We start from the raw sequence: 12,760 nt of genomic DNA on the forward strand, positions 1-12,760 counted from the left end.
TCTTATAATGAATATGAAACCACAACTTTTAAAATATTGAACGAAAAATTGCTTATTTTGGTAAGCTTTTGTTCAACTCTCATTTACTTTATTAATTTTACCGAAAATACTTTATATGCAAGTTAAAAAGCACATTCCTAACTTTATTACTCTATTAAATCTTCTATGCGGCAGTATTGCCGCTATATTCGCAGTACAGGGCAACCTTATAATGGCGGCCTTATTTGTAGGTTTAGGGATCTTCTTCGATTTTTTTGATGGACTTGCAGCCCGGGCTTTAAATGTGAAAAGTGAAGTTGGATTGCAGCTTGACTCCTTGGCAGATATGATTACCAGTGGATTAGTTCCGGGAATTGTAATGTTTCAATTGCTAAGAAAAGCCTTGCCAGGTGAAACTATAATTTCGAGTGGGGAATGGGAGATATCCCAATCTTCTTCGTGGTGGGAATGGAATTTTCCACTATTAGCATTGGTTGGGTTATTTATTGCCGCCGCTTCGGGATATAGGTTAGCTAAATTTAATGTAGACGATAGACAAACAGATTCTTTTATAGGCTTGCCTACCCCTGCAAATGCGCTCTTAATTTTAAGTTTGCCTTTAATTTTGGTATTCCAACCTCACCCAGTGGCTGTAAATTTGATCTTAAATGAATGGTTTTTAATAGGATTGACAATTATAAGCTGTTTTATGCTTAATGCGGAAATTCCTCTTTTCGCGCTTAAATTTTCGAACTGGTCGTTTAACAATAACAAACTGCGTTATCTTTTTCTTGCTTATTGTTTAGTATTAATAGTAATTTTTCAGTTTATAGCTATTCCTATAATTATTGTGAGTTATGTTCTTCTATCGCTAATTTTTAGACAGAAGCCTACTTATTAAAATATTCTTTAATGTAAAATGCCCGCTCGTAATTAATACAGGCGGGCATTTTTGATTTTTATAAGTATCGCTTTTAATCGAAGATCTTTTTCTTTCGAAGTTCAAAGTTCTGACCGAGATAGACTTTCCTTACCATTTCATCTTCCGCAAGCTCTTCAGGCACACCATGCTTTAATATACTTCCTTCAAACATTAAATAAGTTCTATCGGTAATAGCTAAAGTTTCCTGAACGTTATGGTCGGTAATCAATATTCCAATATTCTTGTTTTTAAGCTGCGCTACAATACGTTGAATATCTTCTACCGCCACGGGATCTACTCCTGCAAAAGGCTCGTCTAATAATATAAAATTTGGGTCGGTAGCCAAAGCTCGGGCAATTTCAGTTCTTCGGCGTTCTCCACCACTAAGAAGATCTCCTCTGCTTTTTCTTATATGCCCTAATCCAAATTCTTCAATTAACGACTCCATTTTATCATGACGTTCTTTTTTGGAAAGCTTAGTAAGCTCTAGAACACTCATGATATTATCTTCAATACTCATTTTTCTGAAAACAGAAGCTTCCTGTGCCAAATAGCCAATACCATGCTGGGCACGTTTATACATTGGAAATTTAGTGATCTCCTGATTGTCTAGATAAATATTACCGCCATTAGGTTTTATTAATCCCACAATCATATAGAAAGAGGTCGTTTTTCCTGCGCCATTAGGTCCAAGAAGTCCAACGATCTCTCCCTGATTCACTTCTACAGAAATCCCTTTTACAACCTTTCGGCCTTTGTAAGATTTTATTAAGTTATCGGCAATTAATTTCATGAAAATATTTGAATCTCAAAGATAAGCTTTTTATCAAAACGCATTTATTGCGTACTATTGTTGATATAATTATTCTGCAGTCTCTAAAGCATCCCAGTATTCGTATGCTCTTCGTAAATGAGGTATTACAATAGTTCCTCCAACTAGAGTTGCAATACCTAGAGCTTCTACCACTTCTTCTTTTGAAAGACCTATTTTGTGAGAGGTCTCTAAATGATACTTTACGCAATCATCACACCTTAAAACAGTAGATGCAACCAGGCCTAATAATTCTTTTGTCTTTACATCCAAAGCTCCCGGTGCAAAAGCATTGGTATCTAGATTAAAAATGCGTTTTATAATTTTATTGTTATCCTTTAGGATAACATCATTCATGCGAGCACGATATTCGTTAAACTCTTCTACTTGATTTGACATAGCTTTATACGCTTAAATTTTTCTCTTCTTTTTTGTAAATAATACTTGAAATAATTATACTCACTTCATATAGAATAAGAACAGGTATGGCTACTATAATCTGACTTACAATATCTGGTGGAGTAATAATTGCCGATAGAATTAGCACCCCGATCAGGGCGAATTTTCTGTAGGTTCTTAATATTGTTGGGGTTAGCACTCCTACTTTGGTTAAGAAAAATATGATGATAGGCAGCTCAAAAATAATTCCGCAGGCAAGAACCGAGGCTCGCACCAAACTTATGTAACTGCTTAGATCGAAGTCGTTAAAAACCTCCTTACTAACCTGGTACTTACCTAGAAAGTTAATAGATAGAGGGGTAATTACATAATATCCAAAAAGAACTCCTAAAAAGAATAAGAAAGAGGAAATAAAGATAAATCCTTTGGCATTTCTTTTTTCTTTCTCTTGCATGGCGGGAGCTACAAATTTCCAAAATTCATAAATAACATAAGGGAAAGCAATTACAAAACCGGCTGTTAATGCCACCCAAATGTGAGCTGAAAACTGACCACCCATGGTTCTACTCTGAATTCTGAATGGCATTTCATTATTACAAAAACCACCATCTACACCTACCCAATTAGTAATGCGGCAAAGTATATCATATGTCCAAAAATCAGAATGGCTGGGCCCGAAGAGCAATACATCAAATATAAATCCTTTTGCTAAAAAAGCGATCGATGCAGCAATAACCACAGCAAGTGTGGCTCTTATTAAATGCCATCTTAAATCTTCTAAGTGATCTAAAAACGACATTTCATCGTTTGGTGATTTTAATTTACCCATTATAAGATACCTTCTCTAATTAAATTATGTATATGTACCACTCCGGCATAATGGCCATTTTCCTCAGCAATAAGCTGTGAGATCTTATGTTTCTCTAATAAATCCAACGCATCAACAGCCATAGCGTTTTGAGCGATCGTTTTCGGCTTACTGCTCATAATATCTGCGGCAGTAAGGTCTAAAAACGCATCGTTATTACGTAACATTCGTCTAATATCTCCATCTGTAATTATGCCTACAACCTTTTCATTGTCTATAACAGCCGTAATTCCAAGCATTTTTTCAGAAATCTCTACAATTACATCTTTTACATTTGTAGAAAGTGAGACTTGAGGTTTAGAATTTTGAGCCGTAATATCACTAACTCTTAAATATAATTTTTTTCCTAAAGCACCACCCGGATGATATTTCGCAAAATCTTTACTTGAAAAACCATGTAGGTCGAGTAAACATACCGCTAATGCATCTCCTATTACCAGTTGAGCCGTGGTGCTTGTGGTAGGAGCCAGGTTATTAGGGCAAGCTTCTTTCTCTATATACGTGTTTAATACAAAATCGGATTGCTGCCCCAAGAAAGAATCTATATTTCCTGTAATGGCGATAATTTTATTCTTAAAATTCTTAATAAGAGGAATAAGCACTTTTATCTCTGGCGTATTTCCACTTTTAGAAATGCAAATAACTACGTCATTTTCCTGAATTGTACCAAGATCTCCGTGTATGGCATCAGCGGCATGCATAAAAATAGCAGGAGTTCCAGTAGAATTAAAAGTTGCGACTATTTTATTGGCAATAATGGCACTTTTACCAATTCCTGTAATAATTACCCTTCCTTTTGAGTTATATATACATTGAACAGCATCAGACAGATCTTTATTAACTAATTTAACAAGATTTGAAATGGCGTTTGCTTCAATGGATATGGTTTCTTTTGCTACGGAAAGGATTTTTTCTTCTAGGTTCAAATTAGTAGAATTATGATTGCGAATACTAAAGAAATATGTATCTTTATTAATGCAAATGTATGTAAAATTGTAACACAATTGAATGAGTTCTACGGAAATCGATTTACACCAGCAACTTAAAAAGTACTTTGGATTCAGTCAGTTCAAAGGGCTCCAAGAACAAGTGATTACCAGCATAGTTAATGGACACAATACCTTCGTAGTTATGCCTACTGGAGGAGGGAAATCTTTATGCTATCAATTACCTGCTTTAATTGCAGATGGCACAGCCATCGTGGTGTCCCCGTTAATTGCCCTAATGAAAAATCAGGTGGATGCCATTCGTGGAATTTCTTCTGAGCATGGTGTGGCGCATGTTTTAAATTCTTCTTTAAATAAATCTGAAGTAAAACAGGTGAAGGAGGATATTGTAAATGGAATTACCAAATTATTGTATGTCGCTCCGGAATCCCTAACAAAAGAAGAGAATGTAGAGTTTTTGCGTAGCGTGGAAATTTCATTCATGGCTGTAGATGAAGCTCACTGTATAAGTGAATGGGGGCATGATTTTCGACCGGAATACAGGAATTTAAGACAGATAATTAAAAGGATAGGAGATAATATTCCAATTATTGGCCTTACCGCTACTGCTACCCCAAAAGTACAGGAAGATATTCTTAAAAACCTTGGTATTACCGATGCTAATACATTTAAGGCAAGTTTTAACCGTCCCAATTTGTATTATGAGATTCGTCCAAAAACCAAAAATGTAGATGCCGATATTATTCGTTTTGTTAAGCAAAATGAAGGAAAATCTGGAATCATTTATTGCCTAAGTAGAAAGCGAGTAGAAGAACTGGCCCAAACACTGCAGGTAAATGGAGTTTCCGCTGTTCCTTATCATGCGGGACTAGATGCAAAGACCAGGGTGAAGCATCAGGATATGTTCATCATGGAAGATGTAGATGTGGTTGTGGCGACCATTGCTTTTGGAATGGGGATCGATAAACCTGATGTTCGTTTCGTAATTCATCATGATATTCCAAAAAGTTTAGAAAGCTATTATCAGGAGACCGGCCGAGCAGGAAGAGATGGAGGAGAAGGTCATTGCCTGGCATTCTATTCCTATAAAGATATAGAGAAACTTGAGAAGTTTATGAGTGGTAAACCTGTCGCAGAGCAGGAAATTGGTCATGCCTTGCTGCAGGAAGTGGTTGGATATGCCGAAACTTCCATGTCTCGAAGAAAATTCTTGCTGCACTATTTTGGGGAAGAATTCGATGAGGAGACAGGCGAAGGTGCTTCTATGGATGATAATGTTCAAAATCCGAAGAAAAAGCATGAAGCCCAAGAGGATGTTGAATTGTTACTTAAAGTTGTAAAAGAAACCAAACAAATATATAAAGCCAAGGAATTGGTTAATACTCTTATTGGTAAAGCCAATGCACTTATCTTATCTCATAAGACCGATGAGCATGTGCTGTTTGGGAAAGGGAAGGATAAGGATAATAAATACTGGATGGCTCTAATTCGTCAAGTATTGGTTGCGGGTATGCTTAGGAAAGATATTGAAACCTATGGGGTGGTGAAACTGACAGATAAAGGAAAAGAGTATTTGAAAGCTCCTGTTTCTTTTATGATGACTGAAGATCATATCTTTAATAGTATTACCGAGTCTGAAATTAAAATTCCAAAAGCAGGTAGCTCTGAAGTAGATGCTCAACTTGTGAAAATGCTGAAAGAGCTGCGTAAAAAAGTTGCTAAAAAATCTGGAGTACCGCCATTTGTAGTTTTTCAAGATCCATCTTTAGAAGATATGGCTCTTAAATATCCGGTAAACCTGGAAGAATTAAGTAATATCCACGGAGTAGGAGAAGGAAAGGCTAAAAAATTCGGGAAAGAGTTTGTGGAATTAATTAGTAACTATGTTGAAGAAAATGAAATTATTCGTCCGGATGATTTAGTTGTAAAATCTACCGGAGCCAATAGCGGACTCAAATTATACATCATTCAAAACATTGACAGAAAGTTGCCTTTAACAGATATAGCTTCTGCAAAGGGAATGGAAATGCCCCAATTTATAAAGGAGATGGAAGCTATTGTTTATAGTGGAACTCGTTTGAATATTGATTATTGGCTGGATGATATTCTGGATGAAGATCAGCAAGAGGAGATTCATGAATATTTCCTAGAAGCTGATACCGATAAAATTGAAGATGCTATGGAAGAGTTCGATGGAGAGTATGACGATGAAGAATTACGACTTTATAGGCTCAAATTTATTAGTGAAGTTGCAAATTAGATATAGATTATAATTTATTAAAAAAGCATCCAAATAGGATGCTTTTTAGTTTTAAAAAGTTTTCTGTGAGTGAGTTGTAATATTATTTTTCTTAAAATGAGCTTAAGTGTATTAAGGTTAGCTATTCAAATCGCTATCTTTGCAGCTTTAACTATTAAACAAGCGACATGCAAGACGGATTATATGCAAAATTCCACACTTCTAAAGGTGCAATTTTGGTGGAACTGGAATTTGAAAAAACTCCCGGAACAGTTGGGAACTTTGTAGGATTAGCCGAAGGGAACTTAGAGAATAAGGCAATTCCTCAGGGAAAACCTTATTATAACGGACTGAAATTTCACAGGGTTATCGAAGATTTCATGATACAAGGGGGAGACCCTAAAGGAAATGGAACCGGCGGACCGGGTTACAACTTCGAAGATGAAATTCACCCTTCTTTAAAGCATGATGCTCCAGGAAAATTATCTATGGCCAATGCTGGTCCTGGAACCAATGGAAGTCAGTTTTTTATTACTCATATTGCTACTCCATGGTTAGACGGAAAACATACCGTATTTGGAAGTGTTGTTGAAGGACAAGATGTGGTAAATGCTATTGTACAAGGGGATAAAATTGAAGAACTTGAAATTATTAGAGTGGGGGAGACTGCTGAGAAGTTTAATGCTGTAGAGGAGTTTCGAGTATTTAATGGGTCGAAAGCTGAAAGAGAAGCAGCTGCTAAGAAGCAACAAGAAGAACTTTTAGGAGAACTATCTCAAGGTTTTGAAAAGACTGCTAGTGGGTTACGCTATAAAATTGAGCAAAAAGGGAATGGTGCAAAAGCTGAAAAAGGTAAGACAGTTTCTGTTCATTATAAAGGAATGTTACCTGATGGTAGCGTATTTGATTCTTCTTATACAAGAAATCAACCTATCGATTTTCCATTAGGGAAAGGTCATGTCATCTCAGGATGGGATGAAGGTATTCAATTATTACATGTAGGTGATCAGGCTCGATTCGTGATTCCTTCACACTTAGCCTATGGCGAACGTGGCGCAGGTGGGGCAATACCTCCTAATGCTACACTTATATTCGATGTGGAATTGGTAGCTGTTAGATAATAACTAACATTTATCTTTATATAAAAAAAGGGCTGACAGATATATCTGTCAGCCCTTTTTCCTGTAATACAATCAAATTAATCCAAATTAGGTTGTGGAGTCAATCTCAAATAAGATTTCACCTCTTTAAAACCTTTTGGGAACATTTTAGTAGCATCTTCATTAGAAATAGAAGGGCTTATTACAACTTCTTCTCCATGCTTCCAATTAGCGGGAGTTGCCACTTTATAATTGGCTGTTAACTGTAAGGAATCTATAACTCGTAATAATTCTTCAAAATTTCTACCTGTACTTGCTGGATAAGTAATCATTAATTTAATGCTTTTATCTGGTGCAATCACATATACCGATCTTACAGTGAGAGTATCACTCGCATTCGGATGGATCATATCATATAGATTTGATACCTTTTTATCTTCATCTGCTATAATTGGAAAGTTCACTTCCGTATGCTGAGTTTCATTTATATCCTTTATCCAAGCTTTGTGAGATTCTACTCCATCAACACTTAGAGCCATCACTTTTACGTTTCGCTTGGCAAATTCATCTTTATACTTCGCCGCTGCCCCAAGTTCTGTGGTGCAAACTGGAGTATAGTCTGCAGGATGAGAAAATAGAATCCCCCAACTGTCTCCTAAATACTCGTAAAAATTTATTTTACCTTCTGAGGTTTCAGCATCGAAATTTGGCGCTTTATCTCCTAATTTTATAGTACTCATTTTCTGTTTTTTAAAAATTATTAAGTTTAAAATTAAGGAATTAAGAATGCTTCTGTGTTAAATAAATATCAAAAAGGAAACTTGATTTTTTAAGAGAATTATTTTTTCCATTTAATACTGCATCCCATACTTGGCTTTTGATTCTCAGGAATCTTGTCGTTCTTTAAAATAGCATCTAGGGCTTCTCTTAAATCCCTTCCATTTGTGGGAATTCCATTTCCTGGACGGGAATTATCCAGTTGTCCGCGGTATACAAGTTTTAAATCGGTATCAAATAAATAAAAATCAGGAGTGCACGCTGCCTGATAGGCTTTTGCTACTTCTTGGGTAGCATCATATAAATAAGGAAAGGGATAATGATATTTTCTGGCTACATTTTCCATAAAATCAGGATGATCCTGCGGGTAGGCTTCTGTATTATTGCTCATAATTGCAACAAATCCAAAACCAGCTACTCTATAATCATTGGCCAATCGAACTATCTCTTCATTTATATGAATAACATATGGACAATGATTGCATATAAACATAACCACCGTTCCTTTTTCACCTCTTAATTGATCTAGGCTTAAGGGTTTCTTAGAAACCACGTCAGGCAGTAGAAAGTTTGGAGCAATGGTTCCTAAGGCTAGCATATTTGAAGGAGTTTGACCCATAATTAATAGAGGTTATAAAATTGATTCTAATACTACAAATTTAATATCTTTAATACTAAATCTATTATACAAGTTTGAATGATTGGTTATTAGAGTAGGCAGTAAAGCAGCCACATATATCATTTTATAAAAGATAGGTGATTTTTATTAGAAAACAGATTCCACAGAGGAAATACACGAGATTTAAGTAAACATGGAAATTAATTGGAATGATTTTGAAAAGGTTGAAATGCGAATAGGAACCATCTTGGAAGTTGAAGATTTTCCTGAAGCCAGACAACCGGCTTATAAGCTGAAAATAGATTTTGGTAGCGAATTGGGAATTAAAAAGTCTTCAGCTCAAATTACATTAAGATATAATAAAGAAGACCTCCTTAATAAACAGATAGTTGCGGTGGTGAACTTTCCTAGGAAACAAATTGCTAATTTAATGAGTGAATGTTTGGTGCTAGGTGCAGTGGGACAAAAAAATGACATAGTACTGCTAAATCCCGATTTTAAGGTTGAGAATGGATTGAGAATAGGTTAACGGAATGATTTAATATTTTTATATAATGAGTAAAAACATTGTAAAAAAAAACCGCTTCAAAAATTGAAGCGGTGCAAGTTTTAAATTGAATCTATCTCTTAGATATCTTCAAAATTGATGTCTGTAAATTTCTCTGGAGAAGGTGCTGTAGTTGTTTCCAGCTCTCCTTCTTCCTGATATTCTTTCTTGAAATCCTTTTGGTGACGCTCACTTATTACTTCTTCGCCTTTTTCATTAACGATATAATCTGTCATTTCATTTAAGATCTCTGTGAAACCTTCGAAATCTTCTTTGTACAAATAAATTTTATGTTTTTTGTAATGAAAAGATCCATCTGCATTGGTGAATTTCTTACTCTCTGTTATGGTAAGGTAATAATCATCAGCTTTGGTGGCTCTTACATCAAAAAAATAAGTGCGTCTTCCCGCTCGTAATACTTTTGAGAAAATTTCATCTTTCTCCATCATTCCATTTTCACTCATAAAATAAATCTTATATGGTTCGTTTTTATGTACTGCTCAAAAATCCAAAAATTTTTAACATTTCACAACATATTTTCACATTTCTTTTTCACTTAGTTGCTTTGCGTAAAGCTCTTTGTAATAACCTTCTTTTTGTATTAGGTCTTGATGTGAGCCTTGCTGCGCAATATACCCGTCTTCCAGAATAATAATTTTATCGGCATTCTTGGCAGAAGAGATCCTGTGACTTACAATTATCGTGGTTTTATCTTTAGATATTTTAAAGAGGTTACTCAAAATTTCCTCTTCTGTCTCGGTGTCTACAGCGGAAAGACAGTCGTCAAAAAGGAGAATTTGTGGGTCATGAATAATTGCCCTTGCAATAGAAACCCGTTGTTTTTGCCCTCCTGAAAGGGTAATACCACGTTCTCCCAATACGGTGTCGTATCCTTTGTTGAAGCCAATAATGTTTTTATGCACCGATGCATTTTTAGCAGCTTCCATCACCTCTTCATCGCTTGCATTGGTCTTTCCAAACCTGATGTTATTTCTAATTGAATCGCTAAATAGAAAAGCGTCCTGTGGAACATAACCTATACTATTTCTAAGATCGTAAAGATTTAAATCTATAATGTTCTTTCCGTCTATTTGTATTTCACCACCGCTTACATCGTATAATCTTCCAATAAGTTCAAGAATGGTAGATTTTCCAGACCCGGTTTTTCCTATAATTGCAAGTGTTTCTCCCCGATTTACTGTAAAGGAAATGTCTTTTAATGCAGTGATATTGGTGTCTTCATAGGTAAAGCTCACATTTTTAAATGACACATCGCCTAAAATGGGTTCACTTTTAGGTTGTAAATTCTTTATTTGAGGCTCTTGTCTTAAAAATTCGTTGATACGTGCTTGGGACGCTTCAGCTTGCTGAATGATAGAAGTTACCCAACCTACCGTTGCTACAGGCCAGGTAAGCATATTTACATATAATAAGAACTCTACGATAATTCCTATATTCTCAATTTCCCCGCTAATAACCTGTCTTCCGCCAATAAAAATTACAAGGGTATTACTCACTCCTATAAGAAGGACCATAAGAGGAAAGAAGAAGGCCTGTACTTTAACCAGGTCCAAATTCTTTTGTTTGCTGCCGTTTGAAAGTTCAACGAAATTGGTATTGGTTTGTGGTTCTAACCCGTAAGATTTTATAACAGATATCCCACTAAAACTTTCCTGGGTAAAAGTATTTAGTTTAGATAGGTATTGTTGTACAATAGTACTTCGTTTATGAATTGCTACACTTAATTTATAGATAGCAAAAGACAAAATTGGCAATGGCGCCAAGGTATATAAGGTAAGGAGAGGGGCTGTATTTATCATATACCAGATAACAACAACAAATAAGGTAAGAGTAGTAACACTATACATTATTGCCGGACCTAAATACATCCGTACTTTAGATACATCTTCACTAATCCGGTTCATCAAATCCCCGGTTCTGTTTTTCTTATAGAAATTGAGCGAAAGGTTTTGATACTGCTGATAAACCTCATTTTTAAGGTCGAATTCCATATGCCGAGATACCACAATAAAGGTTTGTCTCATTAAAAAGGTTAAAAAGGCAGAAATCAAGGTGGCACCAATTATAAGAGTGATGTTATAGAATAATTCACTTCTAAGGGTGGCAGCACTGCCAATTTCTCCACTTACATATTTTTGAATGATGTTAGTAGAATCTCCAATAAACTGCACAGGATATAAAGCAAATATCCGGGCCACTATGGTTATGAGAAACCCTAAAATAAGTTTCCATTTGTACTTATAAAAATATTTATTAACGTGCTTTAATTCCTTCATATAATTCTGAAACCCTATTAATTATGAAATTCGCATTTTAACAACCAAATTAACCGCAAACTTTAAAATATTAATTATTTTTGCGCATTGATTTTCGTAAAACTGAAAAATCTAAATTTAAATTTAAACGTATGCAAGTTGACGTTCTAAACGCAAACGACCTTAAAAAAAATGCGCCTGTCTTTGGCCAGTTGTCATTTGATAACCACGAACAAGTGGTTTTTTGTAACGACAAAGATACAGGTTTAAGGGCAATAATAGGTATTCATAACACGGTTTTAGGACCTGCTTTGGGTGGTACCAGAATGTGGAATTATAGCACAGAATGGGAAGCTGTTAACGATGTTCTTCGTCTATCACGAGGAATGACATTTAAAAGTGCCATTACAGGTTTAAACCTAGGTGGTGGAAAAGCGGTGATACTTGGAGATGCAAAAACTCAGAAAACACCTGAGTTAATGCGAAGGTTTGGAGAATTTGTTCATTCCCTTAGCGGAAAATATATTACTGCAGAAGATGTAGGAATGGATACAGAAGATATGGACACTGTAAGAGAGGTTACTCCGTATGTTACCGGAATATCTGAATCTAAAGGAGGAGCTGGAAATCCATCTCCTATTACAGCTTATGGGGTTTTTATGGGAATGAAAGCTGCTGCTCAACACAAATACGGAAGTGATCATTTGGATGGGAAGAAAGTTCTTGTTCAGGGAATCGGACATGTTGGTGAATCTTTAGTAGAGCACATTACAAATGAGGGAGCTGAAGTATTTATAAGCGATATCAACCAAAGCAGATTAGAAGAAATAAGTAAAAAATACGGTGCTAAAATATACACAGATGATGTATACGGTGCCGATGTTGATATTTATGCTCCATGTGCTTTAGGTGCTACTATTAACGATGATACTATTGGAAGAATTAGAGCTTCAATTATCGCTGGTGCGGCAAACAATCAGTTAGCCGATGAAATTCGTCATGGACAGATCTTACAGGAAAAAGGAATTGTATATGCTCCAGATTTCTTGATCAATGCCGGTGGTATCATAAATGTATATGCCGAATTAGAAGGATACGGCAAAACAGAGATCATGAGAAAGACGGAAAACATCTTTAATACAACTCTTGAAATCCTCAAAAGCGCCAATGCGAACGGCATCACCACGCATCACGCAGCTCTTAAAATCGCTCAACAACGAATTGACGATAGAAAAAGAGAGAATTTGAACTAACAAGTTTGAAATAAATACTATTT

General features: G+C 35.7%; 13 protein-coding genes. 5 read left to right on the forward strand and 8 right to left on the reverse strand.

Annotated features, from left to right (window positions below; all coding sequences use genetic code 11):
• Positions 1 to 115 precede the first annotated feature (115 nt).
• The gene (locus tag L1I30_RS10730; RefSeq protein ID WP_236134290.1) at positions 116 to 880 is read left to right on the forward strand and encodes a CDP-alcohol phosphatidyltransferase family protein; all 765 of its coding nucleotides are present in this window, start codon (positions 116 to 118) and stop codon (positions 878 to 880) included.
• Between the two features lie 73 nt (positions 881 to 953).
• Here L1I30_RS10730 and lptB read toward each other — a convergent pair whose 3' ends face one another.
• The 4 genes from lptB to L1I30_RS10750 all read right to left on the reverse strand — a co-directional run bounded on the left by lptB (position 954) and on the right by L1I30_RS10750 (position 3,905).
• Positions 954 to 1,694, reverse strand: coding sequence for an LPS export ABC transporter ATP-binding protein (gene lptB, locus L1I30_RS10735; protein ID WP_236134291.1), 741 nt, complete (start codon positions 1,692 to 1,694; stop codon positions 954 to 956).
• A gap of 69 nt (positions 1,695 to 1,763) precedes the next feature.
• Positions 1,764 to 2,111: a carboxymuconolactone decarboxylase family protein gene (locus tag L1I30_RS10740; protein ID WP_236134292.1), complete on the reverse strand. Its 348-nt coding sequence runs from the start codon at positions 2,109 to 2,111 to the stop codon at positions 1,764 to 1,766.
• A gap of 4 nt (positions 2,112 to 2,115) precedes the next feature.
• Entirely contained in the window at positions 2,116 to 2,940 is an 825-nt protein-coding gene (tatC, locus tag L1I30_RS10745; RefSeq protein ID WP_236134293.1) for a twin-arginine translocase subunit TatC, read from the reverse strand.
• Positions 2,940 to 3,905 carry a KpsF/GutQ family sugar-phosphate isomerase gene (locus tag L1I30_RS10750; RefSeq protein ID WP_236134294.1) on the reverse strand — a complete coding sequence of 322 codons (966 nt, stop codon included), beginning with the start codon at positions 3,903 to 3,905 and terminating at the stop codon, positions 2,940 to 2,942. The genes tatC and L1I30_RS10750 overlap by 1 nt, the downstream gene beginning before the upstream one ends.
• 82 nt (positions 3,906 to 3,987) lie before the next feature.
• Between L1I30_RS10750 and recQ the strand changes: the two genes are divergently transcribed.
• Both recQ and L1I30_RS10760 read left to right on the forward strand, forming a co-directional pair.
• Positions 3,988 to 6,186, forward strand: coding sequence for a DNA helicase RecQ (gene recQ, locus L1I30_RS10755; protein ID WP_236134295.1), 2,199 nt, complete (start codon positions 3,988 to 3,990; stop codon positions 6,184 to 6,186).
• A gap of 167 nt (positions 6,187 to 6,353) precedes the next feature.
• Positions 6,354 to 7,286, forward strand: a complete 933-nt coding sequence (locus tag L1I30_RS10760) for a peptidylprolyl isomerase (RefSeq protein ID WP_236134296.1) — start codon at positions 6,354 to 6,356, stop codon at positions 7,284 to 7,286.
• Between the two features lie 77 nt (positions 7,287 to 7,363).
• On the opposite strand, the gene L1I30_RS10765 is transcribed toward L1I30_RS10760, so the two are convergent.
• Positions 7,364 to 8,005: a peroxiredoxin gene (locus tag L1I30_RS10765; RefSeq protein WP_236134297.1), complete on the reverse strand. Its 642-nt coding sequence runs from the start codon at positions 8,003 to 8,005 to the stop codon at positions 7,364 to 7,366.
• Between the two features lie 98 nt (positions 8,006 to 8,103).
• The gene (locus L1I30_RS10770; RefSeq protein WP_236134298.1) at positions 8,104 to 8,661 is read right to left on the reverse strand and encodes a thioredoxin family protein; all 558 of its coding nucleotides are present in this window, start codon (positions 8,659 to 8,661) and stop codon (positions 8,104 to 8,106) included.
• Positions 8,662 to 8,854: 193 nt separating this feature from the next.
• On the opposite strand from L1I30_RS10770, the gene L1I30_RS10775 reads away from it, so the two are divergent.
• Positions 8,855 to 9,190 carry a tRNA-binding protein gene (locus tag L1I30_RS10775; RefSeq protein WP_236134299.1) on the forward strand — a complete coding sequence of 112 codons (336 nt, stop codon included), beginning with the start codon at positions 8,855 to 8,857 and terminating at the stop codon, positions 9,188 to 9,190.
• 98 nt (positions 9,191 to 9,288) lie between these two features.
• Here L1I30_RS10775 and L1I30_RS10780 read toward each other — a convergent pair whose 3' ends face one another.
• Positions 9,289 to 9,672: a PUR family DNA/RNA-binding protein gene (locus tag L1I30_RS10780; RefSeq protein WP_236134300.1), complete on the reverse strand. Its 384-nt coding sequence runs from the start codon at positions 9,670 to 9,672 to the stop codon at positions 9,289 to 9,291.
• Positions 9,673 to 9,747: 75 nt separating this feature from the next.
• Complete coding sequence (locus L1I30_RS10785; RefSeq protein WP_236134301.1) at positions 9,748 to 11,505, reverse strand: ABC transporter ATP-binding protein; 1,758 nt, start codon at positions 11,503 to 11,505, stop codon at positions 9,748 to 9,750.
• A 131-nt stretch (positions 11,506 to 11,636) separates the two neighbouring features.
• On the opposite strand from L1I30_RS10785, the gene L1I30_RS10790 reads away from it, so the two are divergent.
• Entirely contained in the window at positions 11,637 to 12,737 is a 1,101-nt protein-coding gene (locus L1I30_RS10790) for a Glu/Leu/Phe/Val family dehydrogenase (protein ID WP_236134302.1), read from the forward strand.
• Positions 12,738 to 12,760: the final 23 nt, after the last annotated feature.

The sequence above is a fragment of the Gillisia lutea genome (genome assembly GCF_021568705.1).
In the GTDB taxonomy this organism is placed as follows: Bacteria; Bacteroidota; Bacteroidia; order Flavobacteriales; family Flavobacteriaceae; genus Gillisia; species Gillisia lutea.

What these genes read in the sequence shown, in the direction of transcription:
- tatC (WP_236134293.1), bottom strand. Translation starts at nt 2,940, where the DNA reads ATGGGTAAATTAAAATCACCAAACGATGAAATGTCGTTTTTAGATCAC.
- L1I30_RS10790 (WP_236134302.1), top strand. Translation starts at nt 11,637, where the DNA reads ATGCAAGTTGACGTTCTAAACGCAAACGACCTTAAAAAAAATGCGCCT.
- L1I30_RS10775 (WP_236134299.1), top strand. Translation starts at nt 8,855, where the DNA reads ATGGAAATTAATTGGAATGATTTTGAAAAGGTTGAAATGCGAATAGGA.
- L1I30_RS10760 (WP_236134296.1), top strand. Translation starts at nt 6,354, where the DNA reads ATGCAAGACGGATTATATGCAAAATTCCACACTTCTAAAGGTGCAATT.
- L1I30_RS10770 (WP_236134298.1), bottom strand. Translation starts at nt 8,661, where the DNA reads ATGGGTCAAACTCCTTCAAATATGCTAGCCTTAGGAACCATTGCTCCA.
- lptB (WP_236134291.1), bottom strand. Translation starts at nt 1,694, where the DNA reads ATGAAATTAATTGCCGATAACTTAATAAAATCTTACAAAGGCCGAAAG.
- L1I30_RS10740 (WP_236134292.1), bottom strand. Translation starts at nt 2,111, where the DNA reads ATGTCAAATCAAGTAGAAGAGTTTAACGAATATCGTGCTCGCATGAAT.
- L1I30_RS10785 (WP_236134301.1), bottom strand. Translation starts at nt 11,505, where the DNA reads ATGAAGGAATTAAAGCACGTTAATAAATATTTTTATAAGTACAAATGG.
- L1I30_RS10765 (WP_236134297.1), bottom strand. Translation starts at nt 8,005, where the DNA reads ATGAGTACTATAAAATTAGGAGATAAAGCGCCAAATTTCGATGCTGAA.
- recQ (WP_236134295.1), top strand. Translation starts at nt 3,988, where the DNA reads ATGAGTTCTACGGAAATCGATTTACACCAGCAACTTAAAAAGTACTTT.
- L1I30_RS10730 (WP_236134290.1), top strand. Translation starts at nt 116, where the DNA reads ATGCAAGTTAAAAAGCACATTCCTAACTTTATTACTCTATTAAATCTT.
- L1I30_RS10780 (WP_236134300.1), bottom strand. Translation starts at nt 9,672, where the DNA reads ATGAGTGAAAATGGAATGATGGAGAAAGATGAAATTTTCTCAAAAGTA.